Annotated in this window: 30 protein-coding genes and 1 pseudogene; 21 read left to right on the forward strand and 10 right to left on the reverse strand. The window is 70.2% G+C overall.

From position 1 onward, the window contains the following. From ACJ73U_RS47005 to ACJ73U_RS47030, 6 genes and pseudogenes are all read left to right on the forward strand, one after another. Positions 1–248 (forward strand): annotated as a pseudogene (locus ACJ73U_RS47005) (hypothetical protein); the annotation flags it as partial. A 2-nt stretch (positions 249–250) separates the two neighbouring features. Next, complete coding sequence (locus ACJ73U_RS47010) at positions 251–1,264, forward strand: carbohydrate ABC transporter permease (RefSeq protein ID WP_407784311.1); 1,014 nt, start codon at positions 251–253, stop codon at positions 1,262–1,264. Beyond that, positions 1,261–2,127 carry a carbohydrate ABC transporter permease gene (locus tag ACJ73U_RS47015; RefSeq protein WP_407784312.1) on the forward strand — a complete coding sequence of 289 codons (867 nt, stop codon included), beginning with the start codon at positions 1,261–1,263 and terminating at the stop codon, positions 2,125–2,127. The genes ACJ73U_RS47010 and ACJ73U_RS47015 overlap by 4 nt, the downstream gene beginning before the upstream one ends. After that, the gene (locus ACJ73U_RS47020) at positions 2,124–3,374 is read left to right on the forward strand and encodes a 6-phospho-beta-glucosidase (protein WP_407784313.1); all 1,251 of its coding nucleotides are present in this window, start codon (positions 2,124–2,126) and stop codon (positions 3,372–3,374) included. The genes ACJ73U_RS47015 and ACJ73U_RS47020 overlap by 4 nt, the downstream gene beginning before the upstream one ends. Then, positions 3,371–4,354, forward strand: coding sequence for an N-acetylglucosamine kinase (locus ACJ73U_RS47025; protein WP_407784314.1), 984 nt, complete (start codon positions 3,371–3,373; stop codon positions 4,352–4,354). The genes ACJ73U_RS47020 and ACJ73U_RS47025 overlap by 4 nt, the downstream gene beginning before the upstream one ends. Then, complete coding sequence (locus tag ACJ73U_RS47030) at positions 4,338–4,775, forward strand: nitroreductase family deazaflavin-dependent oxidoreductase (protein ID WP_407784315.1); 438 nt, start codon at positions 4,338–4,340, stop codon at positions 4,773–4,775. Before ACJ73U_RS47025 ends, ACJ73U_RS47030 begins: the two co-directional genes overlap by 17 nt. 696 nt (positions 4,776–5,471) lie before the next feature. On the opposite strand, the gene ACJ73U_RS47035 is transcribed toward ACJ73U_RS47030, so the two are convergent. Then, positions 5,472–5,873 (reverse strand): nitroreductase family deazaflavin-dependent oxidoreductase, encoded by a 402-nt coding sequence (locus ACJ73U_RS47035; RefSeq protein WP_407784316.1) that lies wholly within the window; start codon positions 5,871–5,873, stop codon positions 5,472–5,474. A gap of 145 nt (positions 5,874–6,018) precedes the next feature. Here ACJ73U_RS47035 and ACJ73U_RS47040 point away from each other — a divergent pair, with 145 nt between their 5' ends. The 3 genes from ACJ73U_RS47040 (at position 6,019) to ACJ73U_RS47050 (ending at position 8,274) form a co-directional block, all read left to right on the forward strand. Then, a complete protein-coding gene (locus tag ACJ73U_RS47040; RefSeq protein WP_407784317.1) occupies positions 6,019–6,675 on the forward strand; it encodes an O-methyltransferase in 657 nt (218 codons plus the stop codon). Positions 6,676–6,766: 91 nt separating this feature from the next. Beyond that, a complete protein-coding gene (locus ACJ73U_RS47045; RefSeq protein ID WP_407784318.1) occupies positions 6,767–7,561 on the forward strand; it encodes a response regulator transcription factor in 795 nt (264 codons plus the stop codon). After that, complete coding sequence (locus tag ACJ73U_RS47050; protein WP_407784319.1) at positions 7,561–8,274, forward strand: BTAD domain-containing putative transcriptional regulator; 714 nt, start codon at positions 7,561–7,563, stop codon at positions 8,272–8,274. Before ACJ73U_RS47045 ends, ACJ73U_RS47050 begins: the two co-directional genes overlap by 1 nt. Before the next feature lie 54 nt (positions 8,275–8,328). Here ACJ73U_RS47050 and ACJ73U_RS47055 read toward each other — a convergent pair whose 3' ends face one another. Beyond that, positions 8,329–8,640: a hypothetical protein gene (locus ACJ73U_RS47055; protein ID WP_407784320.1), complete on the reverse strand. Its 312-nt coding sequence runs from the start codon at positions 8,638–8,640 to the stop codon at positions 8,329–8,331. Between the two features lie 79 nt (positions 8,641–8,719). Then, complete coding sequence (locus ACJ73U_RS47060) at positions 8,720–9,679, reverse strand: ScbA/BarX family gamma-butyrolactone biosynthesis protein (protein ID WP_407784321.1); 960 nt, start codon at positions 9,677–9,679, stop codon at positions 8,720–8,722. A 215-nt stretch (positions 9,680–9,894) separates the two neighbouring features. Between ACJ73U_RS47060 and ACJ73U_RS47065 the strand changes: the two genes are divergently transcribed. Then, positions 9,895–10,524, forward strand: coding sequence for a ScbR family autoregulator-binding transcription factor (locus ACJ73U_RS47065; protein ID WP_407784322.1), 630 nt, complete (start codon positions 9,895–9,897; stop codon positions 10,522–10,524). Here ACJ73U_RS47065 and ACJ73U_RS47070 read toward each other — a convergent pair whose 3' ends face one another. The 7 genes from ACJ73U_RS47070 to ACJ73U_RS47100 all read right to left on the reverse strand — a co-directional run bounded on the left by ACJ73U_RS47070 (position 10,525) and on the right by ACJ73U_RS47100 (position 16,519). Beyond that, positions 10,525–11,547, reverse strand: coding sequence for a methyltransferase (locus tag ACJ73U_RS47070; RefSeq protein WP_407784323.1), 1,023 nt, complete (start codon positions 11,545–11,547; stop codon positions 10,525–10,527). After that, positions 11,532–12,125, reverse strand: a complete 594-nt coding sequence (locus tag ACJ73U_RS47075; protein WP_407784324.1) for a nitroreductase family protein — start codon at positions 12,123–12,125, stop codon at positions 11,532–11,534. The genes ACJ73U_RS47070 and ACJ73U_RS47075 overlap by 16 nt, the downstream gene beginning before the upstream one ends. Positions 12,126–12,222: 97 nt before the next feature. After that, the gene (locus tag ACJ73U_RS47080; protein WP_407784325.1) at positions 12,223–12,870 is read right to left on the reverse strand and encodes a ScbR family autoregulator-binding transcription factor; all 648 of its coding nucleotides are present in this window, start codon (positions 12,868–12,870) and stop codon (positions 12,223–12,225) included. A 156-nt stretch (positions 12,871–13,026) separates the two neighbouring features. Next, positions 13,027–13,647, reverse strand: coding sequence for a ScbR family autoregulator-binding transcription factor (locus ACJ73U_RS47085; RefSeq protein ID WP_407784326.1), 621 nt, complete (start codon positions 13,645–13,647; stop codon positions 13,027–13,029). A 90-nt stretch (positions 13,648–13,737) separates the two neighbouring features. Then, on the reverse strand, positions 13,738–14,499 hold the full coding sequence (locus ACJ73U_RS47090) for a BTAD domain-containing putative transcriptional regulator (protein WP_407784327.1): 762 nt from the start codon (positions 14,497–14,499) through the stop codon (positions 13,738–13,740). 180 nt (positions 14,500–14,679) lie between these two features. Further along, positions 14,680–15,459 (reverse strand): BTAD domain-containing putative transcriptional regulator, encoded by a 780-nt coding sequence (locus ACJ73U_RS47095; RefSeq protein WP_407784328.1) that lies wholly within the window; start codon positions 15,457–15,459, stop codon positions 14,680–14,682. A 109-nt stretch (positions 15,460–15,568) separates the two neighbouring features. After that, on the reverse strand, positions 15,569–16,519 hold the full coding sequence (locus tag ACJ73U_RS47100; protein ID WP_407784329.1) for a bifunctional lysylphosphatidylglycerol flippase/synthetase MprF: 951 nt from the start codon (positions 16,517–16,519) through the stop codon (positions 15,569–15,571). Positions 16,520–16,612: 93 nt separating this feature from the next. Between ACJ73U_RS47100 and ACJ73U_RS47105 the strand changes: the two genes are divergently transcribed. From ACJ73U_RS47105 to ACJ73U_RS47155, 11 genes are all read left to right on the forward strand, one after another. Then, on the forward strand, positions 16,613–18,205 hold the full coding sequence (locus tag ACJ73U_RS47105; RefSeq protein ID WP_407784330.1) for an aldehyde dehydrogenase family protein: 1,593 nt from the start codon (positions 16,613–16,615) through the stop codon (positions 18,203–18,205). 1 nt (position 18,206) lies between these two features. Beyond that, positions 18,207–19,346 carry an acyl-CoA dehydrogenase gene (locus ACJ73U_RS47110; protein WP_407784331.1) on the forward strand — a complete coding sequence of 380 codons (1,140 nt, stop codon included), beginning with the start codon at positions 18,207–18,209 and terminating at the stop codon, positions 19,344–19,346. Further along, positions 19,346–20,581, forward strand: coding sequence for an aspartate aminotransferase family protein (locus ACJ73U_RS47115; RefSeq protein ID WP_407784332.1), 1,236 nt, complete (start codon positions 19,346–19,348; stop codon positions 20,579–20,581). The genes ACJ73U_RS47110 and ACJ73U_RS47115 overlap by 1 nt, the downstream gene beginning before the upstream one ends. Positions 20,582–20,595: 14 nt before the next feature. Further along, a complete protein-coding gene (locus ACJ73U_RS47120; protein WP_407784333.1) occupies positions 20,596–21,060 on the forward strand; it encodes an SRPBCC family protein in 465 nt (154 codons plus the stop codon). A 1-nt stretch (position 21,061) separates the two neighbouring features. Continuing rightward, a complete protein-coding gene (locus ACJ73U_RS47125) occupies positions 21,062–21,505 on the forward strand; it encodes a hypothetical protein (protein WP_407784334.1) in 444 nt (147 codons plus the stop codon). Then, complete coding sequence (locus ACJ73U_RS47130; protein ID WP_407784335.1) at positions 21,502–22,428, forward strand: VlmB-like protein; 927 nt, start codon at positions 21,502–21,504, stop codon at positions 22,426–22,428. Before ACJ73U_RS47125 ends, ACJ73U_RS47130 begins: the two co-directional genes overlap by 4 nt. Continuing rightward, on the forward strand, positions 22,425–23,477 hold the full coding sequence (locus ACJ73U_RS47135; RefSeq protein WP_407784336.1) for a beta-ketoacyl-ACP synthase III: 1,053 nt from the start codon (positions 22,425–22,427) through the stop codon (positions 23,475–23,477). Before ACJ73U_RS47130 ends, ACJ73U_RS47135 begins: the two co-directional genes overlap by 4 nt. 10 nt (positions 23,478–23,487) lie before the next feature. Next, complete coding sequence (locus ACJ73U_RS47140) at positions 23,488–23,730, forward strand: acyl carrier protein (protein WP_407784337.1); 243 nt, start codon at positions 23,488–23,490, stop codon at positions 23,728–23,730. Further along, positions 23,723–24,943 (forward strand): beta-ketoacyl-[acyl-carrier-protein] synthase family protein, encoded by a 1,221-nt coding sequence (locus ACJ73U_RS47145; RefSeq protein WP_407784338.1) that lies wholly within the window; start codon positions 23,723–23,725, stop codon positions 24,941–24,943. The genes ACJ73U_RS47140 and ACJ73U_RS47145 overlap by 8 nt, the downstream gene beginning before the upstream one ends. Continuing rightward, the gene (locus tag ACJ73U_RS47150; RefSeq protein ID WP_407784339.1) at positions 24,940–25,935 is read left to right on the forward strand and encodes a fatty acid desaturase family protein; all 996 of its coding nucleotides are present in this window, start codon (positions 24,940–24,942) and stop codon (positions 25,933–25,935) included. Before ACJ73U_RS47145 ends, ACJ73U_RS47150 begins: the two co-directional genes overlap by 4 nt. Continuing rightward, on the forward strand, positions 25,932–26,256 hold a 325-nt coding region (locus ACJ73U_RS47155; RefSeq protein WP_407784340.1), incomplete at its 3' end, for a MaoC/PaaZ C-terminal domain-containing protein. The genes ACJ73U_RS47150 and ACJ73U_RS47155, both read left to right, overlap by 4 nt.

Genomic DNA, 26,256 nt, shown 5'->3' on the forward strand with positions numbered 1-26,256 from the left:
ACGTGCCGACCACGAAGGACGCACTGAACTCGCCGGGCCTGCGGACCGACGACCGCTTCAGGACCTTCCTGAACATCTTCGCGAACCCCAACACGTCGACCACCCCGCCGAACGCGTCCGGTCCCAAGTACGTCGAGATGACGCAGGAGTTCGTCAACGGCTATCTGTCCGGTGCCACGCCGGATCTCTCCGGTGGGCTCAAGGACCTCGACGGGCGCATCGACGACGCACTCGACCTCGGGCGTTGACGATGGTCGCGCCGCAAGCCGCGGTCCGGACGACGACCGCGGTCCCGACCCGACCGGCCACTGTGGACCCGCCACCGGCCCGGCGCAGGGTGTCGCGCCGGTGGCGGCACCGGCTGACGGTGCTGAGCTTCATGGCACCGGCCGGCGTGGGCATCGTCGTGTTCTTCCTCTACCCGCTGCTGGCCGCGGTCTACTTCTCCTTCACCAGGTTCGACCTGCTGACCACGCCGCGGTGGGTGGGGTTCAAGAACTACGTGTACCTGTTCGCGCAGGACCCGCTGGCCCGCACGGCCGCGTGGAACACGATGTGGTTCGTGGTGGTCCTGGTGCCGGCGCGGATGGTCGCGGCACTGCTGACCGCCATGCTGCTGACCTCGTTGCGGCGGGGCGGCGGGTTCTTCCGCACGGTGTTCTACCTGCCGGCACTCGCCCCGCCGGTGGCCGCGACCATCGCGTTCGTGTTCCTGTTCAACCCGGCGACCGGACCGGTGAACGAGGTGCTGAGCTGGTTCGGCATCCAGGGTCCGCTGTGGTTCGACTCGCCGGCATGGGCCAAGCCCTCGCTGGTGCTGCTCGGCACGTGGGCGGTCGGCGACCTCATGGTGATCTTCCTGGCCGCACTGCTGGACGTGCCGAAGCCGCTGTACGAGGCGGCTTCCCTCGACGGCGCGAACGCGTGGCAGCGCTTCCGGTTCGTGACGCTGCCGTCGCTGTCGCCGGTGCTGTTGTTCGCCGCGGTGACCGGGGTGATCCAGACGCTGCAGTACTTCACGCAGGCGGCGGTCGCGGCGAGCGTGGCCAGTGGGAGCGCGGTGACCGGCGCCGGGATCTCCCAGACGTTCGGCTATCCGGAGCAGTCGACGCTGACCTACCCGCTGCACCTGTACGTCCAGGGTTTCCGCTACTACGACATGGGTTACGCGAACGCGCTGGCGGTCGTGCTGTTCGTGGTGGCGTTCGGGGTCACACTGGTGCTGCTGCGGAGGTTCCGGACGTTCGCGGGAGGTCGGCGATGACGGCGGTACTCGACCGGCCCGTGCGGCGTGGGACGATGGTCCGGGAGCCGTGGCTGGTCGTCGTGGCACGCAACAGCGTCGCGATCGCGGTGGCGGTGATCTTCCTGGCGCCGTTCGTGTTCGTGTTCCTGCTGTCGTTCATGACGAGCGACCAGGCGTTGACGTCGAACCTGTGGCCCACCTCGTGGCACCCGGAGAACTTCCTGGACATCTTCCGGAAGTTCCCGATGTTCCACTACCTCGTGAACACGGTCGTCTACGTCGTGCTGGCCACGGGTTTCATGCTGCTGTCGAGCGTGCCGGCGGCGTACGCGCTCGCGAAGCTGCGCTGGCGCGGCGGGAACGCGGTGTTCGTCGTGATCATCTGCATGATGATGCTGCCGCCGCAGGTGGTCACCGTGCCGCTGTACCTGATGTGGGCGAACGCCGGGCTCACCGGCACGCTGTGGCCGCTGATCCTGCCGATGCTCGCGGGTGACGCGTTCAGCATCTTCCTGCTGCGGCAGTTCCTGCTGACCATCCCCGACTCCATTGTGGACGCCGCGCGCATCGACGGCTGCGGCGAGTGGCAGGTGCTGCTGCGGGTGGTCGTCCCGATGGCGCGCCCCGGCATCGCCGCGACGGCCATCTTCCAGTTCTTCTACGCGTGGAACGACTACTACGGGCCACTGCTGTACACGAGCGAGAACCAGTCGAGCTGGACGCTGTCGATCGCGCTGTCGCAGTTCAAGCACCTGCACCACGTGGAGTGGAACCTCGTGATGGCCGCGACCCTGATCGTGATGGCACCGGTGATCATCGTGTTCTTCCTGGCGCAGAAGGCATTCGTGCAAGGCGTGACACTGACGGGGGTGAAAGGGTGAGGGTTGCGGTCGTAGGGGGAGGTTCGACCTACACGCCCGAGCTGATCGACGGGTTCGCGCGGTTGCCGTTCGCCGTCGACGAGGTCATGCTGATCGACCCGGCGCTGTCGCGGCTGGGCATCGTCGGTGAGTTCGGACGGCGGATCCTCAACCGGTACGACAGCCCGACGAAGCTGGCCTGGACCGACGACCTCGACGCCGGGCTCACCGACGCCGACGTGGTGCTGCTCCAGCTGCGGGTCGGCGGGCAGGCCACGCGCGTCAGCGACGAGACGTTCCCGTTGGAGTGCGGGTGCGTCGGGCAGGAGACCACGGGCGCGGGCGGCCTGGCGAAGGCCCTGCGCACGGTGCCGGTGGTGCTCGACATCGCCCGCCGGGCGCGCAGGCGCGCCGCGCCGGACGCGTGGGTGATCGCGTTCACCAACCCGGTCGGCATCGTGACCCGCGCGCTGCTCGACGACGGGCACCGGGCGCTGGGCCTGTGCAACGTCGCGATCGGGCTCCAGCGGCTCCTGGCCGGGTTGCTGGCGGTGCGGCCGGAGGACGTGCTGCTCGACCACGTCGGGCTGAACCACCTGACGTGGGAACGCGCCGCGACGGTGTACGGCGCGGACCGGCTGCCGGAGCTGCTCGCCACGCACGGCGACCAGCTGGCCGAGCACCTGGACCTGCCGGCCTCGCTGCTGCGCCTGACCGGCACGCTGCCGTCCTACTACCTGCGGTACTTCTACTGCCACGACGCGGTGGTGGCGCAGGAGCGCACCGCCCAGCCCCGGGGGGCGCGAGTGGCGGAGATCGAGCGGGAACTGCTCGCCCTGTACCAGGACCCAGCACTCGACGCCAAGCCCGCGCTGCTGTCGGAGCGGGGTGGGGCGTACTACTCGGAGGCGGCGATCGGCTTGCTGGCCTCGCTGCACGGCGCGCCGGGCAGGCACGCGGTGAACGTGCGCAACAACGGCACGCTGCCGAACCTCGCCGACGACGCGGTCGTCGAGGTGACGTGCGAGGTCTCCCCGTCCGGCGCCGAGCCGGTACCGACCGCGCCGCTGGCGCCGGACCTCGCGGGCCTGGTGTCGCACGTGTCCGGGTACGAGGAGCTGGCGGTCGACGCGGCGTTGCGGGGCGGCGCGGACCGGGTGTTCCGCGCGTTGCTGGCGCACCCCCTGGTGGGGCAGGCGGACCTGGCACGCGGGCTGACCGACCGGCTGCTGGCCGCGAACGCCGAGTTCCTTGCGTGGGCGCGATGAGCCTGCTGCTCGCCGTCGACGGCGGCAACTCGAAGACGGACGTGCTGATCTGCGACGACACCGGTGCGGTGCTGGGCTACGCGAACGGCCCCGGCACGAACCACCAGACGTACGGACTAACGGAGTCCATGCGGCGCCTGACCGCGCTGGTGACCTCAGCCCGCGACGCGGCGGGCCTGGACGAGTCGGATCGCCTGGCGCTGGCGGCGGTGTACCTGGCGGGCGCGGACCTGCCGGAAGAGCTGACGATGCTGTCGGACGCGGTGACGGAGGCGGGCTGGGCCGACAAGTCCACAGTGGACAACGACACGCTGGCACTGCTGCGCGCGGGCACGGAGGCCCCGGACGCGGTGGCGGTGGTGTGCGGCGCGGGCATCAACTGCATCGGCCGCGCGGCGGACGGTCGCATGGTCCGCTTCCCGGCCCTCGGCACGATCACCGGCGACTGGGGCGGCGGCGACGAACTGGGTCCGCACGCGTTGTGGCACGCGACCCGAGCGGAGGACGGCCGCGGCCCGGCAACCGCCCTGACCTCCGCGATCGCGGGCTTCTTCGGCCTGCGCAGCGCCGCGGAGGTGGCGGCGGCCGCCCACCTGGACCCCGCCGTAGCCGCCCAGCTGCCGCTGCTGACACCCGTCCTGTTCGAGGTAGCCGCCGAGGGTGACGAGGTAGCCCGTTCGGTGGTCATCCGCCAGGGCGACGAGATAGCCCTGCTGGCAATCGCGGCACTACGCCGCCTGGACCTGGTCACGCGCCCGGCGACAGTGGTACTGGGCGGCGGCGTCCTGCGAAGCCGGGACCCCCTGCTGCACGGAGTCGTCGAGGCGGCACTGGCATCGGCGGCCCCCCTGGCGCAGATCACGGTGGTGACGGATCCCCCGGTGGTGGGCTCGGCACTGCTGGGCCTGTCGTCTCTGGGGGCGACGGCAGGCGCGGAGGAACGGCTGCGTGTTTACTGGAGGCATGCCTCTGCAAGGTGAGTACGAGCCGAGCCCGTCCGAACGGGCCCGCAACCAGGTGGAAGAGTACGAGAGCTCAGGCGGCACGAGCGGCACGACGATGAACGGCCTCCCGGTGATCATCCTGACGACACTGGGCGCCAAGTCGGGCAAGATCCGCAAAACCCCCCTGATGCGCGTGGAGGACGGCGGCCAGTACGCGGTGGTGGCGTCGCTGGGTGGGGCGCCCACGCACCCGGTCTGGTACCACAACGTGAAGTCCCACCCCGAGGTGGAACTACAGGACGGCCCGGTCAAGCAGGACATGGTGGCCAGAGAGGTCACCGGCGACGAAAGGGCCCGCTGGTGGGAGATCGCCGTGAAGGCATACCCACCCTATGCGGACTACCAGAAGAAGACCTCACGCGAGATCCCCGTGTTCGTCCTGAGCCCGAAGGAGTGATGGGCTTTCTTTCCCTGGATGCCGGGCGGCAAGCCCCTCACCGACTGCCCAAGCTCCGTAGCCGAGGCGAGGGAGGGGCCCCAAGCCCGGTCGCCAAGGTGACGGAGCCGGACCCAGCTCCGTGACCAAGGTGGGCTTGGCGGTTCCGGCGAGGCGGTTCGGTGGTGGCGGCGGGGGCAAGGCAGGCAGGCGCCAGCCTGCCCCCGGAGGGGCCTGCCCAGGGCGGCGGAGGCTCGCGGGTCAAGGGTGGAGCGAAGCGACATCGGGCGAAGCCCGACGCCGAAGGCGCCCTTGAGGCGTGAGTCGCCGCCCGTACAATCCCGCCGCCACCACCGAACACCGAGGACGAGGCGCGCACCACCAAGCCACAAACACCGACACCGGCGACGCCCACACACACGACACCCCAGCTGACCTGCGAAAACGCAACAAAAACAGGCCCTCGTAACTTAAGTCAAACCCCCACCCATCCCGGGGGCGGCCCCGGTCCCATTCTATCGGAAGGCACCGACAAACACGGGTAGTTGATCTTGACTGTGGACAACCGGGCAGGCTGGGGACAACCGAGCGGTCTACGGACAACGACCAGGTCAGCGCCAGAGGGCAGCGTGAAAAGGCAGCACCAGAGGGCAGCGGCCAGCGCCACTACCGAGTCAGTACCACTACCGAGTCAGTACCACTACCCAGTCAGTACCACTACCGAGTCAGTACCACCACTGGAATCACCCGGTCCGTCTGCTTCTGGTAGTCCGCGAATCCCGGCATCGCCGAGGTCACCTTCTCCCAGAGCCCGTCTCGCTCCTCGCGGTCGGGGATCGACGCCACGGCCTTGAAGGTGTCCGTTCCCAGTTCGACCTCGACCGTGGGGTTCGCGCGGACATTGTGGAACCAGGCCGGGTTCCGCGGGGCGCCCGCGGCCGAGGCGGTCACCACCAGGCGGTCACCGTCCGCCAGGTACGCCAACGGCGTGGTGTGCGGGTTGCCCGTCCGGGCCCCACGGGTCGTCAGCAACAACAGGTTGCCACCCGCGAACTGGCCGCCCACCTTGCCCCCGTTGGCACGGAACTCCTCGATGATCGCCGTGTTCCAGTCGCTCATGTCGCCATCTCCTTCACGCCGCGCTCGGTACCGCCACTCCGCACAGCACAACCAGCCCCACCGCCATCCACATTCCCGCGCGCGGAGCCCCACGTACCGAACCACACCCGCTGGCCGAGGAGCGCCGACCGGGAATGATGGTGGCATGACCCAACCCGTGTGGAACGACGTCGACGACTACATCTCCGGCCTGCTCGTCGGCCCGGACGAGGCTCTCGAGAACGCCCTCGCGGCCAGTGACAGGGCCGGGCTGCCGCAGATCAACGTCGCTCCCAACCATGGCAAGCTGCTCAACCTCATCGCGCGGATCCACGGCGCGCGGCGGATCCTCGAGTTCGGCACGCTCGCCGGCTACAGCACCATCTGGCTGGCCCGCGCGCTGCCGGCGGACGGCGAGCTGATCACCCTGGAGGCCGACCCCCACCACGCCGAGGTGGCCAAGGGCAACATCGCCGCCGCGGGGCTCGCCGACCGGGTCGAGGTGAAGGTCGGCAAGGCACTCGACACGCTGCCCACACTGGACGGCACGTTCGACCTGTTCTTCATCGACGCGGACAAGGCCAACAACCCGGCCTACGTGCGGTGGGCGCTCGACCACTCCCGGCCGGGCACCGTGATCATCGTGGACAACGTGGTCCGCGGCGGGCGCGTGCTCGACGCGGACAGCACGGACCCGTCGGTGGTCGGCACGCGTGAGCTCGCCACGCTGCTCGCGAACGAACCCCGGGTGTCGGCCACGATGGTCCAAACCGTCGGCGGCAAGGGGTACGACGGGTTCGCGCTGGTCGTGGTGGACAGCTGACCTGGTAGAAGACGGCTCGACTCCGCGTGGTCACCGGCACGTCTCGCCTTAGCGTGTAAGTCGCCGGAGGAATCTCAGGGGCGAGGCGAAGATGGACCAGTGGACTACCAGTGTGGAGCCACCCACGTTGCGTGCCGTTGCCGGTCACGCGGTGCGGGTGCTCCCCCGGCCCTACGACAACCACATCACGAGCCACCACAACACCAGCCACCACATCACGAGCGGCGACCTCACAAGCGGCGACCTCACGAGCAACGACGAACTGGTCGGCATCCGCGTGCAGGTCGTCGGTGACGACGTGCTCGCCCGGCGGGGCGTGCTCGCCGCGCTGGACGACGAGCCGGGCATGGTGGTCGTCGGCGACCACCGGCCCGGGCCCGGTGTGTTCGCGACGCTCGCGAGCCGGCACCCGGACGTCGTGCTGCTCCACGGCGTCGACGTCGAGGCCGCCGCCCCGATCCTGACCGCGATCCGGCGGACGGGCCGGGTCGTGCGGGTGCTGAGCATCGGCGTGCGGGACGGCGCGGTGTCGCTTTCCGTCGACGGGTTCGTGTGCGGGTCGCTGCCGGCCTGGTCCACGCCGGAGGAGGTCGTCGCCGCGGTGCGGGTCGCCGCGGCGGGGTTCGCGATGCGGCCTGCCGGCCAGGTCGGGCAGGTCGTGCCGCTGGCCGGGCGCGAGCTGGCGCAGCGGGACGGGTTGTCGGAGCGGGAGTGCGACGTGCTCGCGCTCGTGGCGCGGGGGATGTCGAACGCGGAGATCGCCGCGGACCTGACCGTGTCCGAGCACACGGTCAAGTCGCACATGCAGAACCTGCTGAGCAAGCTGGGGCTGCGCAACAGGATCCACGCGGTCATCTACGCGCACCAGCACGGCCTGGCACGCTGATGCGCCTGCTGCTCCTCGGTCCTCTCGCGCTCCTCGACGCACAGGGCAACCCGGTCGCGGTGAGCGGCACCAAGCGGCGGGCCACGCTGGCCGCACTGGCCCTGCGGGGCACGGTGTCCACCGACCGGCTGGTGGCGGAACTGTGGGGGAACACCCCACCCGCCAACGCGTCCAATGCCCTGCAGGCGCACATCACGCGGCTGCGCAGGGCGTTGACGGCGGCCGGCGGCGAGCCGGACCGGATCGTGACCGGCCCGTCCCACTACACCCTCGTGTTGCGCCCGGGCGAACGGGACACCGTCGACTTCGACTCGGCGGTGGACTCGGCGCGCCGGGCCGCCGACCCGATCCCCCCGCTGCGGTCGGCCCTGGCGCTGTGGCGTGGTCCCGCGCTGTCCGGGTGCGTGCTGGGCGACATCTGCGCGGCGGAGGCCGACGCGTTGGACGAGCGCCGGCTCACCGCCCTGGAACTGTTGTACGACGCCAGCCTGCGGGCCGGCCGGCACCGCGAGGTGGTCGGTGAGCTGGCCCGGTCGACGGCGGCGCACCCGCTGCGGGAACGGTTCTACGAGCAGCTGATCGTCGCGCTCCGCCGCTGCGGCCGCCGGACCGACGCGGTCGAGGTGTACGACCGGGCGCGACGCCGGCTGCGGGCGGAGCTGGACGTGGAGCCCGGCCCCGGCCTGCGACGCGTGATCGCCTCGATGCCCTGAAGCTGCCCCTCGGCACGTTCGCCGTCTCGAGGAAGCACCTTCAGGGCATCGAGGTCAGTCCGGGAAGACCTGCGCCAGTATGTTCTTCACTTCCGCCTCGGCACGCACGTACGCCTCGGCGATGTCCGCGGGGATGCCGTCCCTGGACGCTGCGGCGACCGCGGCCGGCGCCGGTGGCGCGGTCCAGAACCGCTCCAGTGCGGGGACCATCTCCATGCCGCGCACCAGTTCCGCGGCTCGTTCGGCGAGCGTACGGTGCCCAGCCCGCGCCGTTTCGCCCGCCAGGTAGAGGGCCTGCGTCGTGGCCACGGCGAGCTGCCGCTCCACGATCTCGCGATTGCCAGGAAAGCCAAGGTCTTCGGTCATGGACGTCCTCACCGACTAGAAGTCACCGACCTCATTGTCGGCGCTCACAAAGGAAAAGAACATCCGTCGGGAGACCGGTTCACGCATCCGCCGCGGGAGGGAGGAGCAGTTCGAAGACGCCCTCCGCGGAGAGCTCGCCGTTCTGCAGGAACGCGACGGCGACCCGGCGCCTGCCGTCGGATGCCGCGTCCGTCTGGACGGCGACCACCTCACAGGGCGCGTCGAACTCGATGTAGCGGATGAAGGACATCCCACCGCTGGTGAGCACCGCGTCGGGGCGGCCGATCTTCAGGTACGCGGCCTGGCGGCCCGCCTCCACGGCCGCGTTGCCCGGCACGTGGTCGATGACGTGGTCGAAGATGACCGGGTGGGACGGGTCCACCCGCAGGTACCAGGCCTCGTCCGTCTCGGCGAGCAGCACGTCCACCTCGTCGGTACGGCCGACACGCGACGGGTGCACCGGCGGCACGTCGACGGCCAGCGCCGGTTTCGCCTCCTTGTACTCCCCACGCAGCCGTCGGTACACCGGTGCGGGCGCGAAGCTCGCGTCGTAGGCGGCGGTCCCGACGGGCTCGCCGTCGCGGAAGCAGATGGCGGTGAACCGCGCGGCGCTCATGACGCCACGCCGCCGCTTGATGTCCGTCGCGGTGATGTCGATGACGAGCTCGACCGGGTCGCCGTCGGCACGCAGACCGGCCGGGTAGAACTCGAACTCCTTGCCACGCGCGATGAACGAGGTGTCGCGCGGGATGTCGTAGGAGCCGTGCCCGACGGCGAAGATGGCCTCGCGCACGGTCTCGAGCACGAGCAGCGGGTCGTGCCGGTCGCCCACCGGCCCGTAGAACGAGTGGGCCGCCGGGAGTTCGGCGCGGGCCTCGAAGTGTGATGGTCCGACCACTCGAACCGACGTGACGAACACGTCGCGGTCGTGTGTCCGGTGCACGGTGTTGGCCGTGACTCCGGCCCTGGGTAAGTGAAAGTCATCGCCGGATAACTCTCCGAACGACTCGACGTAGCTGTCGTTGATCAACGCGGTCATCGCACAGAACCTCCGCCCGAGAGCTGTTGCGGTCTTACTCGAGGAGCTGTCCCCTCCGTGACTTGCGCCACACAAGAAGAATACCTACCACCCGGTTTTTTTTCGAGAGGTAATTGCGTAGCTCTTGAGCTACTCTGGAGCGAAGGTCAAGAAGTGCTGACACGAAGCGGTTTCACTGTCATGCTGACCTCGACGACACCGAGTGGGAGGTTTGGTTGCCCAAGCAGGACCGCGCGGAACGGACGCGGAACGTGATCCTGGACGCGGCAGCCGAGGCGTTCGAGGCGCGCGGCTTCGCGGGCGCGAGCCTGTCCGACATCCTCACCAGGGCCGGGGTCACGAAGGGCGCGCTGTACTTCCACTTCTCCTCCAAGGAGGAGCTCGCGAAGGCTCTCGTCGAGGAGCAGTACAACATCGAGCTGCCGACGCTGGAGAACACGACCAACCCGATCCAGAGCGTCATCGACCTCTGCCACTCGTTCTGCCACAGCCTGTGCACCAACATCCGCGTCCGCGCCAGCAACCGGTTGGTCACCGAGGCGAACTTCGAGCGCCCGTACCCCCAGGTCTTCACCCGGTGGAACGACCTGATCTACGAGTTCCTCAAGATCGCGCTCACCACCGGCGACCTCCGCCCGGAGCTGGACCCGGCGGAGGTGGCCAGCTTCATCGGTGGCGCCGTCTTCGGCATCCAGACCATGTCCGACATCCTCACCCACCGCGAGGACCTGCGGGACCGGCTGACGGACATGTGGAAGATCTCGCTGCCCGGCCTCGTGCCGGCCCGCCGGCTGTCCCGCTTCCGTCCCGGCGGCAACGTCAAGTGGGATACTTCCGCGGCGTAGCTACACCGGGACACTCTCCAACAACTGATAGTCCACGGGGTTGTCGCTCGTCGGTCTGCGCCCGGCCAGCTCGAAGCCGGCCGCGGCCAGCAACGCCCGGTACTCGGCCTCCGTGCGCTCCCGCCCGAAGGTGTTCACGAGCATGTTCACGTCGCTCCACACGATGCGGCCGAACGCCGGCGACTCGACCCGCGGCGGCATGATCCGCTCGACCAGCAGCAGGGTTCCCCCGTCCCCCATGGCTTTCCGGCAGTTGTGCAGGATGGTCGCGGCCTTGTCGTCGTCCCAGTTGTGGATCACGCTCTTCAGCAGGTAGGCGTCGCCACCCGTTGGCACAGCGGCGAAGAAGTCACCGGAGGCGATCTCGCAGCGGTCGGCCACCCCGCTCGACCACATCATGTCCCGCGCCTTCGACACCCCGGCCGGCTGGTCGAAGAGCACGCCGCGCAGCTCCGGGGTGTTGGTCAGGATCGTGGCGAGCAGCTGGCCGTTCCCGCCACCGACGTCGACCAGCCGGGTGAAGCGGGAGAAGTCGTAGCTGCCGATGATCTGCGGCACGGCCGCCCGCGTCCGGTCGGCCATCGCGGAGTTGAACGTGGTGGACTCGGTCGCGTGCCGGTCCAGGTAGTCGAAGAAGCTGCTGCCGTGCACGTGGTCCCAGGCGATGTCACCGGTGCGGACGCTGTACTCGAGCGCGCTCCAGCTGCGCCACATGGCCTCCGAGCAGAACAGCAGCACGGCCGCGCGGATCGAGTTCGGCACGTCGGTCCGCAGCTGCTGCCCGGCCGGGGTCAGCTCGTAGGCGCCCTCGGCCGTCTCGTCGAGCACGTTCAGGCAGGCCAGGCCGTGTAACAGCCGGCGCAGCGACGGCGGGTGGGTACCCGTGGCCGCCGCCAGCTCCGCGAGCGTTCGCCGCCCGCCGGCCAACTCGTCGGCGATGTTGAGCCGTGCACCGACATGCAGGATCTGGGCCGGCATGAAGCCGTACACCACGTCCTGAAGAGTGTTCACCTGTCCGCCCATGATGGACTCTCACCTTTCCGCCCGTATCGATCCACGTGCAACAGCTCGGTCAGCGGTTTGCGCCCGACCGAGAGCTTGTCCAGCGGCTGGCGGTGGTCCGTGTCACGCTCCACGCTGACCAGGTGCGCACTCGCGTCCGCCGGGTAGCCGAGGGAGACCAGCGTCCGGATGACCCGGTCGCCCGGCACGGCAAGGAGTTCCGCGACGGTCGCCGTGTGCTCGTCCGGCACGCGCGCGATGCCGGCACCGAGTCCGTGTGCGGCGGCGGCGAGCATGACGCGCTCGGTCCACCTGCCCTCGTCGAACTCGGTCAGCCGTCCATTCGGCACCAGCACGACCGCGATCGCGGCGTCCGCGACGTGGCGCAACCCCGCGGCGCCGTCGAGGCCGCCGATCGCGCGCAGGATTCCCTTGTCCCGCAGCAGGATCAGCTCCCACGGCTGACGGTTGCTCGCACTACCCGTCCAGCGGGCGACCTCCAGGACGTCGTCGACGACGTGCCGCGGCAGCGAAAGCGGCGCGAACCGGCGGACGGCCCGGAGGCCGCGTAGTAATCGCACGTGATCGGCAGCGGTCATCGAGAACCCCTGACGTGAGCTGGCTCACCATACCAGCCGGTATGTTATCCGCCGAACTCTCACTTGGGTATGGGTTCTCGAGATCGATATCGCGCTTTCACGTGATGTCAACGGAACTGGCCGCCCGAATCGTCCCACTCGGGTCAATTTCGGACATTCGGTCCGGCAAAACCAGACCGGGCAGGGTCAGCCGCCACATCCCGGCGAGGCTGTCGCGGACGCTCCCCCTCCGGATGCCGACCCACCACAACATCTCCATGCCCGTTGAGACAGCGGCCACGAGCGTGGCCGCCTGCTCGACGTCGATCTCGTCGCGGAGCTCGCCGGCACGCCGCGCACTCACCAATAACGTTTCAACCGTCGCCAGCCAGTCCGTGTGGAAGTCGAGAAAGGGCTTGCCCCGATGTCCGTTCTCGCGGGCCGTGCGGAAGCTCGCCCGCACGACCGGCTCTCGCTCCAGCCAGTCGGCCAGCTCATGGGTGAGGTCCACCAGTGACTGGACGTGGGGTCGCCGGGAGCCGACGCGGTACACGGCCGCACGCAGCAGCGCGCACGCCTCGGCCTGGATCGCGCCCCCCAGCTCGTCCTTCGACGAGAAGTGGAAGTAGAACGCGCCCTTCGTCACCCCGGCGGCACGACTCACGTCCTCCAGAGTCGCACCGGCGAAACCGTTGCGGTCGAACAACTCCGCCGCTGATCGCACCAGGTGCAACCGCGTGTTCTCCGACCTCGCCTGCTTAGTCACCACAAACGTCCTGGCATGTAGTCCATGATCCCCGAACGACCACGCGGGCCAGTCGCAGCCTACTCGCACTAGGTCACCGGGTGGCTACCCAGCGCTAGACGGTTGCGACAACAACGGATCATACCGGACATAAGCATCAAATCACGCGGTAGCGGCCTACGAACCGTCCGCCCGGAGCCGTCGTGCCAGGCCAGGTGCGGCGAGGCCCGGCAGCACCATGGACAGCAGGCCGGTGAGGCTGTCGGTCATGCTCCCCCGCCGGATCCCGCTCCACCACAGCATCTCCAGGCCCGCGGACACGGCCAGCACCAGCGTCAACGCCTGCTCGGGGTCGACGTCGTCAGCCAGCTCGCCGCGCCGGTTCGCGTCACGCAGCAGCGCCTCCAGCGCCGCCTGCCACTCGCCGTAGAAGTCCAGGAAGGGGGCGCCGCGGTGGCCGCACTCGCGTGCGGTGCGGAAGCTGGCCCGCACCAGCGGCTCGTCCCGCAGCCACCCGGCCAGCTCGTGCGTCAGGTCGACCACCGCCTGCAGCGCCGGCAGCCGCGAGGCCGCCACGCGGTACACCGCGGTCCGCAGCAACGCGCACGCCTCGGCCTGGATCGCGCCGACCAGCTCGTCCTTGGACGCGAAGTGGAAGTAGAACGCCCCCTTGGTCACCCCGGCCGCACGGGACACCTCTGCCAGCGTGGTGCCGGAGAACCCGTTGCGGTCGAACAGCTCCGCCGCGGACCGCACCAGGTGCAACCGCGTGTTCTCCGATCTCGACTGCTTCGTCACGTCAGTTCCTCGTCCCCCAGACACGAGTAACCGGGACAGGGCGCCCTCCCGTGCGGCCCTATCCCGGTCCTTCGATGCTCTTGCGTCCTGTCATCCCGCTCGCTCGAGCACGGTCTCGGTGCCCGCCTCGGTGAGGCGCCGGTCGGACATCAGGATGGCGTGCTGGAGCCGGCGCAGGCTGGGCGACGGCTCGAGGCCCAGCTCGTTCACGAGACCGGTCCGCATCCGGCGGTAGACGTCGATGGCCTCGCCGCGTCGCCCGGAGCGGTACAGGGCCAGCATGAGGTGCGCGTGCAGGCCCTCGTGCGTGCGGTACCGGCCGACGAGACCGGCCAGCTCGCCGAGCATCTCGTGGTGGCGACCGAGCCGCAGGTCCGCGTCGAGGCGCCGGTCCAGCACGTTCAGCCGGGCCTCCTCCAGCCGGTGTGACTCGACCTCGAGCAGTGGCCCGGTCTGGACGTCCACGAGCGCACGGCCCCGCCAGATGGCGAGCGCGTCGGCGAAGTGGCGGGACGCTGCCTCGAAGTCGCCCAGCTCACGAGCGCGGTGGCCCAGTGTCGCCAGCTTGTCGAACTCGCGAACATCGACCCGGCCGCCCATCGTGTCGAGGAGGTAGCCGCCCGGGTAGGTGACGAGCACGCGCTTGGCGTCGGTGGGGCCGTCCGCGTTCCGCAACGCCGCGCCGATCAGGTTGCGGAGGTGGAGGACGTAGGTCTGAACAGTGGTGTTGGCGCTGCGCGGGATGTCCTCGCCCCACAGCTCCTCGAACAGGGAGGCCATCGGCACGACCTGGTCGGCGTGCACGGTGAGCATCGCGAGCACCTTGCGGGGCTTCGCCGCCGTCGGCACCACGGAGTGTCCTCCCAAGCGGGCGACTAACGGCCCTAACACGTCAATGTCCACGTCCTTCTCCTGTCGGGGCGACTGGGACGGCGTGCCGACCGGGTGATCGACATCTGCTCGCCTACCCCTCAAGCCTACAAAACCGACCGCCCGGTTTGTCAAGAGGAATCCGACCGATTGGTATTTTTGTCAGCCGACCGTCAGTGAGGGGTCGTGCTTCAGGATGGCCTGCATGCGGTCCTGCAACATCGTCGACGGCTCCATGCCCAGCTCGTCCACGAGCCTGCGCCGCACGACGTTGTACTCCCGCAAGGCGTCCGCCTGCCGCCCGGAGCGGTACAGCGCCACCATCAGCATCTCCGCCAGTCGTTCCCGCCACGGGTACAGCATCGCCATCTTCTTGAGCTCGCTGATCACGCCGCCCTGGATGCCGGCGACGATGCACGCGTGGAACTTGTCCTCGATGGCCGCGAGCCGGCTCTCCTCGTAGTGCAGTACGGAACTGTGGCACAGCGGCCCACCCGACACCCCCTCCAGTACTGGACCGTCCCACAACTCGAGTGCCTCGTGCAACAGGTCCCGCGTGCGCACGGGATCGGTCGTGAGCGCGGTGTGCGCGCAGGCGACGAGGTACTCGAAGAGTTTGGCGTCGATTTCCTCCGTTTCGGCGTGGAGGACGTAACCCGTCGGCAGCGTCACCAGCCGCTCGCGGGCGAACTCCTCGCCGAAGGTCGCCCTGAGCAGCCTCCGCAACCGGGTTACCAGGGCCTGCAGGGCGTTGTTCGCCTTGACCAGCGGCCGGCCCTCCCACAGCTCCTCGAAGAACTGCTCCTTGGTGACGACCTTGCCGGAGTTGATCAACAGGGTGGCGAGCAGCGTCCGCTGCCGGCCTCCCTGGATCGCGATCAGCCGGCCGTCCTTCACGAGCCCGACGGACCCGAACAACTTGAAGATCACCGTCTCTGCCACGGCGCCGCCCTTCTCAGGTAGTGCCCGTCGATGCTCGGACAGCACGCTGACACCGCGGTGACGTGTTCCTGATCTCGCGAGCGGGGCGCGAGCCGGCCTGCCGGCCGTTCTATAGCGCGTTGGCGGCCTTGAAGACCTGCAGGAAGCCGTACACGCTCGCCCGGCCCTGGAAGGCGATGTACTCGGGGATGACCGCGTGCGGGCCCCATTTCTCCTTGTAGGCCAGCTGTGTCGCGGCCGGGTAGACCGCCGCGCCGCGGGCCGCGAGCTGGCGGACCAGCCAGGCGAACCAGCCGCTCCGCGTCCTCGTGTCGAAGTCGGCGGCGAGTCCCGTGAACGGGGTGAAGCCGAAGTGGAGCCAGGCCGCGCCCTCGGACCGGAACGCGTCGATGGCCGTCGAGTTGATCGCCTCCATCACACCGGGTGGGCCGTCGGGCCGCCGGCGGGACAGGTCGTGCAGCCAGCCGGGGCGTGAACCGTACGCCGGGGAGTACGAGACGTAGCCGGCCAGCTCGCCCTCGATGGTCCCGACGAACAGGCGACGGTGCTGCTGGTGCGCGCCGCCGTACTCGCCGACCAGGAACTCCAGTTCCTTGGTGTGCTTGCCCTTCGCCGCGAGCCACCGCGCGTCCAGGGCCTTCATCCGGTCGTGCCAGTCGGGCTGGCCGACCTCCTTGACGATCAGGCCGCTGCGGGTCGCGCGGGCGATCTTGTTGCGCAGGCGGACGAACTTCTTGCCGCGCAGGGTGAACCGGGCGAGGTCGACGGCGTACGACGCGCCCACCTGGTTGACCGTGTAGCCGGCCGCCTCGTACACCGGCACGTCGTCGGCCTGGACCTGGATCGCCACGACCCTGCGCCGCGTGGCCCGGGCGAACGCCGTGAAGTGCGCCAGCAGCGCGGGATCGCCGACCGGGCCGCCGAACTGGACCAGGCGCCGGCCCGCCTCGCGGTAGGTGATCACGCCGTCGAGACCGGGGACCGTGAAGTGGCTGTTGCCCGAGTTCAGCGCGAGGAACGCGCTCGGGTTGTCCGAATACTCCTCGAGTACGGTACGCATGCGGCCCAGTATGGGATTCCGACGCGGCGGCCAGCGCTTTTCCTTTAGGCACACGTCAGCAGCGCATCAGGGTTCGCGGTCAGACTCGACAACGTGACGCTCACGCACGCCTCGTTCGTCGGTGGGACCGATGTGGACTCCGGCCGGTACCTGTACACGGTCGCCGCGCGGTCGGTCCTCACCGACGTGTTCGCGAGCCTCACGCTCAAGCGCCGGCTCGAGCAGGGCATCGAGGACGTCGCGACCGAAGACGTGGTCGGTCGGGTCTCGGTCGCGGACGCCTCGACCGTGGCGGCGGCGACGAAGGCGGCCGCGGCCGCCGCGCCGGCCTGGGCGGCGACGCCGCTGGGGACCCGGCTGCGGCTGGGTGAGCTGATCCGCGATCGGTTGCGGCACGGGCACTCCGAGCTCGTGGACGTGCTGGTCGCGGAGGGCAGCCCGGTGGCGCTGGCCCGCTGGCAGGTGGCCGGGCTGCTGGAGCTGTTCAGCGAGGAGACCCTGTCCTACTGCGCCACGCAGCTGCACCGGTCACTGACCGTCGGGCCGCGCACGCTGACCGTCCGCCGCGTCGCGGACGGCGTGGTGTGCGTGAACCCGCCGCAGAACGCGCCCGCCGCGTCGGCGTTGTTCGGGGTCACCCCGCTGATCTCCGGCAACGCGGTGGTGGTGCGAGCACCCCGCAGCGCCCCGCTCGGGGTCATGCACGCGTTGCGGGAGCTGGTGGTCCCCGCACTGTCCCAAGTGGACGCACCGGCCGGGGTGCTCAACTTCTTCTGCGCCCGTCCCGGGCCAACGTTGACGGCCTGGCTGGAGAGCCCGGACGTCGACGACATCTTCTTCACCGGCGACGTCGAGCGCGGCCTGGAGCTGGAGCGGGAGTGCGTGGCGCGCGGCAAGAAGCCGATCCTGGAGCTGGCCGGCAACGACTGCGTGGTGGTCTGGGCGGACGCGGACCTCGACGGCGCGGTCGAGGCGCTGACCGAGTCCTTCTACGGGTCCGGCCAGATCTGCATGGTGCCCAACCAGGTCGTCGCGCACCCGGCGGTCGCCGACGAGCTGTGCGAGCGGCTTTCCCGCGCCGCTCGGGAGATCCGGCCCGGCTACCCGGACGAGGAGGACGTGCTGCTGTCGCCGGTGCTGCGCAGCGAGCGGTTCTTCGCCCACATCCGGGACGCGCTCAACCACGGCGCCACGCTGGTCACCGGCGCGCGACGGCTGGAGGTCGACGGCGCACCGTCGGACACCGGGCCGTTCCTGGAGCCGACCGTGTTGCGGGTCGACGGGTTCGCCCGTGCCCGCGAGGTCAGGGCCGTCCGGTCGGAGACGTTCTTCCCGCTGCTGCCGGTGATCGTGCCGGAGACCGACCGGCTCGGCGACATGATCGACCACGTCAACGCGAACCCGTACGGGTTGCGGAACTCGCTGTGGGCCAACGATGCGCGCGTGATCGACGAGTTCACCGCGCGGGTCGGCAACGGCGGCGTGCTGAAGATCAACGACTCGCACATCGGTTTCCTGCCCTACCTGCCGACACACGGCGGCACCGGGCTGACCGGCGGCGCGTTCGGTGAGGCCAACTACCCCATGCTGCGCAGCTCGCACCTGCAGGGCGTGTCACGCGCCCACGGCGTGCGGCCACGGGACGCCGTGTTCGGCGCCTACCGCAAGTTAGTAGAGGGAGACTGACATGCCGTTCCTGGAGACGGACCGCGCGGTCTGCGACAAGCTCCTGCCGGACCTGCGGCAGCGGCTCGCGGAGCTGCCGCTGGCCGAGCTGGAGGCCGAGGACAGCCCGGCCATCGAGATCTTCCGTGCGCACGGCGGCACGAACCTCCTGGTGCCCGCGGCCTACGGCGGCCTGGACGCGTCCCCGCTGGACGCCTGCCGGGTGATCCGCGCGCTCGCCGCACAGGCGCCGTCGATGACGGTGGCGACGATGATGCACCACTTCTCCCTCGGCACACTGTTCGCGGTCGCGGAGCTGCTCGGCGACGGCTCGGACCTGGAGGAGATCCTGCTCAGGCGGGTCGTCGAGCAGCGGCTGCTGGTGGCGTCCGGGTTCGCCGAGGGCCGGACGCAGCAGGGCATCCTGTCGCCGACGATGACGGCGGCGCAGGTGCCGGGCGGCTTCCTGGTGAACGGGTCGAAGAAGCCGTGCAGCCTGTCCTCGTCCATGGACCTGCTGACCGCCAGCGTCGGCATGGCGCAGCCGGACGGCACGGTCGCGATGGGCCTGCTGATGCTGCCCGCCAACACGCCGGGCGTCTCGATCCACCCCTTCTGGTCGACGTTCGCGCTGGCCGGCGCGGAGAGCAACGAGGTGCGGCTGACCGACGTGCTCGTCACGCCGGAGCAGATCATCGCCCCGGATGCCTCGCTGGCGGACGCGATGACCGAGCTGACCACGGTCGGCCTGATCTGGTTCCAGATGACGGTCTGCGCCGGGTACACCGGGATCGCGTCGGCGCTGGTCGAGCAGGTCCTGGAGCGGGGCCGCGGGAGCGCGTCGGACCGGGCCGCGCTCGCCGTGCGCATCGAGTCGGCCGCGGCGCTGACCGAGGGGCTCGCCCGGCGGATCATCGCCGGCGAGACCGACAACGACGGTCTGGCGGCGGCGCTGGTCACCCGGTTCGCGGTGCAGGACGCGATCGCGGCCACGGTCAACCAGGCGGTCGAGCTGCTGGGCGGGATGGCCTACATCGGGTCGTCGGATGTCGCCTACCTGGCCGCCGCGTCCCACTGCATCGCCTTCCACCCGCCGTCGCGGACCAGCACCGTGGACGCGCTGCTCGACTACTACAAGGGCTACCCGATGGTGGTCGAGTGATGAGTCTGTCCACAGTGGATTCCGTGCTCGCCCGCTATCGCAGGCACCTGTCATCCGGTCGGGCCTCGCTCGGGGAGATGTTCGGCGGCGACGTCGAGGTGTTCGCCAGCGGGGCGTGGGTGCGGACCAGCTCCGGCCGGGAGCTGCTGAACTGCGGCGGGTACGGGGTGTTCATCACCGGCGCGCGGCATCCCCGGGTGCTGGCGGAGGTGCGCGCGCAGCTGGACCGCAACCCCGTGGCCACCAGGCTGTTGCTGGAGCCGCAGGCCGCGCTCGCCGCGGAGGCGCTGGCGTCGGTCACACCCCCCGGGCTGGACCGGGTGCACTTCGCCTGCAGCGGCACGGAAGCGGTCGAGGCCGCGCTGAAACTGGCGCGGGCCAACGGGAGGCGACACGTGGTCGGCACGGTCAACGGCTACCACGGCAAGACGCTCGGCTCGCTGTCCGTGACGGGGAGACCGCTGTTCCAGAACCCGTTCCGGCCGCTGCTGCCGGACGTGTCGCACGTGCCGTACGGATCCGCCGACGCGCTGGCCCAGGAGCTGGCCGGCCACGCCGACGGGACCGTGTGCGTGCTGCTGGAGCCGGTGCAGGGTGAGGCGGGCGTGATCGTGCCGCCGGCCGGCTACCTGCGGGAGGTCGCCGGGTTGTGCCGGCGGCACGGGGCGTTCCTGGTGCTCGACGAGGTCCAGACCGGGCTGGGGCGGCTGGGTGCGTGGTGGGGCGCGGACCGCGAGGGCGTCGTGCCGGACGTGCTGTTGGCCGGCAAGGCGCTCGGCGGGGGCGTGGTCCCGGTGTCCGCGCTGGTGGCGACCGACGAGGCGTTCGCGCCGTTCGACCGCGACCCGTTCATCCACACCTCGACGTTCTCCGGCGCGCCGCTGGGCATGGCGGCCGTGCGGGGTGCCATCGCGGCCATCCAGGAGGACGACCTGGTCACGCGGGCGGACCGGCTCGGCCGGCAGCTGCGTGACTCGCTCGGCAGCCTGCTGCGGGACGTCTTCGGCGACCTGGCCGTGCTGCGGGGCGTCGGGCTGCTGATCGGGATCGAGCTGGCCGTCGACGGGCTCGCCGGCGAGCTGCTGCTGGAGCTGATGGCGGGCGGGGTCATCGCGAACCACTCGCTGAACTCGGACCGGGTGCTTCGGCTCACGCCACCGGCCGTACTCGACGAGCGCGAGGTCGGGTTCCTGCTGGACGCGTTCGACGGCGCCGCCCGCGCGGTGCTGCGGTGACGAGGAGGAATGCCATGCGGGCTACCAGTATCAGCGTGCGGATCCGCACCGGTGACGTGCCGGGGGCGCTGGCGGCGATCGCCGACTTCGGCGCGTACCCCGCGCTGGCCGGCGACGTCCGTGCCGTCGTCCCGGCCGCCGGCGGTTCACAGTGGACGGTCAACTTCCGGCGCGGGCTGATGCGCTGGCACGAGACGGAGGTGGTCGAGCCGGCGGCCGCACGCATCACGTTCGAGCAGACGTCCGGCGACTTCGCGGAGTTCGCCGGGTCGTGGCAGCTCACCCCGGTCGTCGGGGGCGCGCGGGTGGACTTCGCGGTCTCGTGGGACTTCGGCATCGAGAGCATGGCCGGGATCATGGACCCGATCGCCGAGCGGGTGATCAAGCGGGTCGTGTGCGACGTCCTCTCCGGACTCTTCGGCGAGATCACCGTGCTGGCGGGCGGCGAGGCCCTCACCGACCTGGGAAGGGCGGCCTGACATGGACGCGATCAACCGCTTCGAGAGCAGGAACACCGCGCTGCTGATGCGGCTGGAGAACCTGATCGCACTGGGCATCTGCCTTGCGCTGTTCGTGCTGCACCTCGGCGAGGTCCGCTGGCTGCCCGCGGTGCTCCTGTTCGTGTACATCGACGCGATCGGTTACCTCCCCGGCGCGATCGCCTTCCACCGCTCGAAGACCAAGCGGATCTCGAAGGTCTACTACGTGCTGTACAACACGATGCACACGTTCTCGACCCAGTTCGCGGTGGCCGGGGTGTGGGTGCTGGTCTTCGGCTGGGAGTGGGCACTGCTCGCCATCCCGATCCACCTCTTCGGCGACCGCGCCCTGTTCGGCAACTCACTCAAGCCGTTCTCGGTGTCCTTCGAGCCGACCCCACACCCCGCATACGCCCGGTTCACGGCCGAACTGGTGACGTCGTGAGAGCCGAGCTGGCCGACTGGGACACCGCGCCGAACCTGCTCGACGGTGCGATGAACCTGGAGCTGACGGCCGAGGACTGCGGCATCAGATCCTGGCTGGCGGCCGTGCCGCAGGGGACCCTGCGCGGTCGGCTCGACGGGCACGACCCGGCGCTGACCGTGCCGGCGCACATGCGTGCGCCCGGGCCGCTGCGGGATGCCCTGGCGCGGGAGTACGCGTTCCGCTCGGTCGCGGAGGACAAGGCGGCCCGGGCGCTGGCCTACCTGGTCGCCGCCGCGCCGACCGTCGCCACCATGGAGTTCTACGCGACGCAGGTGCTCGACGAGGCACGGCACGCGATGGTGTTCCGCAACCACGTGCTCGCGCTGGGCTTCGACGAGATCACCGCGCTGGTCGCGGACGACGTGGCAGCCGTCCTCGATCCGTTGGCGGAGTTCAGCGTTCCGGTCATGCGGGAGGACTTCATCGGTGGCGTCGTGACGATCGCGATCATCCTCGAGGGCGCGCTGGCGCCGACCGCGGAGCTGGCCGAGCGGAAGTGGCGGCCGCTCGACCCCGCCGCCGCGGAGATCGACCGGGGTGCCGGCATCGACGAGATCCGGCACCTGACCGTCGGCGCGGCCATCGCCAAGCGGCACCTCGAGGCGCATCCCGAGGACCGCGACCGGGTCGCCTCCCTCATCCGGGACGGCATGCGGCTGTGGACGACGCTGCCGGTGCACGAGGTGGTGCACCGCCGCGAGGTCCTGTTCCAGCAGGGGCTCGAGCGGCACGCGGACCTCGTCGGCGACTACGAGGTGTGGCCGGGCAGGTGTCTCGTCGACACCACACCCGAGGAGCGCCAGGCGATGGCCGAGGAGTGGTCGCGGGAGATGCGTGAGTCCCGGTTGGCGTACATCGGCCTCGCGGAGGCCGCGTCATGATGGAGGAAGCCAGGGTGCTGCCGTTCCCGGTGCCGGACCTGCCCGGGCCGGGTTCCGCCGCGGTGCTCTGCGGACTCGGCACGTGGTTGCCGTCCCGCGTGGTCACCAACGCCGACATCGCCTCCCGCCTCGACACGTCCGAGGAGTGGATCCGGGGTCGCACCGGCATCCGCGAGCGGCGGGTCGTCGATTCAGGTGTGTCCACGTCGGACCTCGCGGTCGAGGCGGGGCAGCGCGCGCTGAAGTCCGCGAACCTGGAGCAGGTCGACGCGGTCGTGCTGGCGACCACCACCCCGGACCGCCCGTGCCCGGCCACCGCCCCCGACGTGGCGTACCGGATCGGGTTGGCGCGGGCGACCGCGTTCGACGTCAACGCGGTGTGCACCGGCTTCCTCTACGGCCTCGCGGCCGGCGCCGGGTTGATCGCGACCGGGATCGCCGAGCGGGTGCTGGTGATCGGCGCCGACACGTTCTCCACGATCGTCGACCCGGACAACCGGACCACCGCCGCGATCTTCGGCGACGGCGCCGGCGCGGTCGTGCTGCGGGCCGGCACACCGCACGAGTTGGGCGCGCTCGGTCCGTTCGACCTCGGCAGCGACGGCCAGGACGCGGACCTGATCATGGTGCCGGCCGGCGGGTCGCGGCAGCGGTCCACGCACGAGCCGGCCGAGCCCGGCACCGAGTACTTCACGATGGCCGGCAAGGCCGTGTTCCGCAAGGCGATCTTCCAGATGTCCGCGTCCGCGCAGTCGGTGCTGCGCAAGGCGGGCCTGCGGTTGCGGGACGTCGACCGGTTCGTGCTGCACCAGGCGAACGTGCGGATCATCAACGGCATCGCCGACATGCTCGGTCAGCCGGTCGGCAAGTTCGTGAAGAACATCGACCAGGTCGGCAACACAGCCGCCGCGTCCGTGCCGCTCGCCATGGCCTCCGGGTGCGAGAACGGCGAGCTGCGGCCCGGGCAGCGGGTGCTGCTCGGCGCGTTCGGCGGCGGCCTGACCTGGGGCGCCACCGTGCTGCGGTGGCCGGACATCGAAGCGATGTAGGGAGATCGACATGTCTACTTTGGACCGCCTGCGTGAGATACTCACCGCGTACTTCGGCGTCGAGGCCGACGAGGTGCGGCTGGACGCGACGTTCGCGCAGCTGGACCTCGACTCGCTCGCGATCGTCGAGTTCGCCCTGGTCGCGGAGAAGGAGTTCGGCGTACCGATCGGCGAGGACGAGGTCTCTCCACATGCGACGGTGACCGAGGCGCTGGCCTTGTTGGGTGCGAAGGGCGTCCCAACTGATGGATAGCGGATTCCACGCCGCGGTCACCGGCCTCGGCATGGTGACCCCGGCGGGGATCGGCGTCGACGAGAGCTGGCGCCGCATCTGCGCCGGCGTGTCGATGGCCGCGCACGACGAGGAACTGGACGGCATGCCGATCGACTTCACGTGCCGGGTGCCGGGCTTCGACGCGGACGCGTTGCTCGGCCGGCGCACCGCGTGGCGGCTCGACCGGTACGTCCACCTGGCGCTCGTCGCCGCCCGCGAGGCCATCGCCGACGCCGGCCTGGACCCGAAGGAGTGGGACGCGAGCCGCGTCGGCGTCGTGATGGGCAACGCGCTCGGCGGCATCGGCACCTTCGAGCGGCAGCACAACACGATGCTGTCCGAGGGCACGAGCAGGATGTCGTCGATGCTCATCCCGATGATGGGTGTGAACATGGTGGCCGGCTACCTCGCCATCGACTCCGGCGCGCAGGGCCCCAACCTGGTGACGACCACGGCGTGCGCGTCCGGCACGACGGCCATCGGCACCGCCCGCGACCTGCTGCGCACCGGCCGGTGCGACATCGTCATCGCCGGCGGCGCGGAAGCCGGTCTGACCAGGCCGATCCTGGCCGGGTTCACGCGCATGGGCGCGTTGTCGGGCCGGGTGGACGACCCGACCGCGGCGTCGCGCCCGTTCGATCGGGACCGGGACGGCTTCGTGGCGGCGGAGGGCGCGGGGGTGCTCGTGCTCGAACGGGTCGAGCACGCGAAGGCACGCGGGGTGCGGATCCGGGCCCACGTCAGCGGGTACGGCGCCTCGGCCGACGCGCACCACGCGACCGCCCCGGACCCGACGGGCGTGGGTGTGTCGGCCGCGATCGGTTCCGCGCTGGCCGACGCGGACCTCCTGCCGGCCGACGTGGACCACGTGAACGCGCACGGCACGTCGACCCCGCTCAACGACGAGGTGGAGGCGAAGGTGGTGCGGCGGATGTTCGGCGACCGGCCGGCGGTGACGTCGGTCAAGGGCGTGACGGGGCACTCGCTGGGTGCGGCCGGCGCGATCGAGGCGGCCTGCACGGTGCTGTCGATCGAGACGGGGGTGGTGCCGCCGACGGCCAACTGCGCCGACCCGGCGGTCGACATCGACGTGGTGCGGTCGAAGCCGCGCCGGCTGCCGGTGTCGGCGGCGGTGAGCAACTCGTTCGGCTTCGGCGGCCAGAACGCGGTGTTGGTGTTGACGGCCGCATGATCACCTTCGCTGGCACGTTCCAGGAACTGTCCGCCGCGGTCCGCGACGCCGGACTGCTGGCCCCTCGGCGTGCCTACTACGCGGGGAAGATCGCACTGAACCTGCTGCTGGCCGTGTCGTGCTGGACGGCGTTCCTCGTCGTCGGCGACTCGTGGTGGCAGGTGCTCGTCGCGGTCGCGCTGGGGATCTCGTTCGTGCAGTCGGGTTTCCTCGGGCACGACGTCGGCCACCACCAGGTGACCAGCGGGAGGCTCCAGTACGTGCTGGGCCTGGTCCACCTGAACCTGCTGATCGGCGCCTCCTACGGGTGGTGGGTGGGCCACCACAACCGGCACCACAGCGACCCGAACAACCTGGACCGGGACCCGGACACCACGCGGCGGCAGGTGATCTTCGACCCGTCCGAGCTGCCAGTGAAGGGACGCACCCGGTTCCGCCGGTTCGTGATCCGCTTCCAGGCGGTGATGTTCTTCGTGCTGCTGGCGCAGGAGGCGTGGCGGGTGCACGCGGCCGGGTTCCAGGCCGCGCGGTTCCTGCGGCGGCCGTGGCTGGAGCTGAGCCTGGTGATACTGCACGGGGTGCTGCTGCTGACGGCGGTGTTCACCACGCTGTCGTTCTGGTTGGCGGTGCTGTTCGTGCTGGTCAGCCAGACGGTGTTCGGCTTCTACCTCGGGCTGGTGTTCGCCCCGAACCACAAGGGCATGCCGGTCTACCGGTCGGCCGAGCAGCCGGACTGGCTGCACCGGCAGGTGCTGACCGCACGCAACATCCGGCCCGGGCGGTTCACCGACCTCATGTTCGGCGGCCTGAACTACCAGATAGAACACCACCTGTTTCCAACCATGCCTCGAGCGAATCTTCGCAGGGCCAGGCCTATCGTCCAGGGTTACTGCGCGAAGCGCGGAATCCCGTACTGCGAGGTGTCGGTGCCGGCCTCCTACCGCGAGGTGGCTCGGTACCTCGGCGAGGTGAGCGAGGCGGCACGGTCATGAGGACGTTCTCCACACCAGGCGAGCTGGTCGGTTCCGTCGGAACGCGGCTGGGCACGTCGTCGTACCAGGTCGTGCTCCAACACGACGTGGACGTGTTCGCCGCCCTGACCGGCGACCGCCAGTGGATCCACGTGGATCCGCGGCGAGCCGCGGGCGGTCCCTTCGGCGGTCCCATCGCGCACGGCATGTACCTGCTGTCGCTGGTGCTGCCGATGCTGACCGAAGTGTACACAGTAGACGGTGCGGCCCTGGTGCTGAACAAGGGCTTCGACCGCGTGCGGTTCCTGTCCCCGGTGCCGGTGGGCGCGCGGGTCCGGCTCG

The sequence above is a fragment of the Actinophytocola sp. genome, from assembly GCF_045807065.1.
GTDB lineage: Bacteria > Actinomycetota > Actinomycetes > Mycobacteriales > Pseudonocardiaceae > Actinophytocola.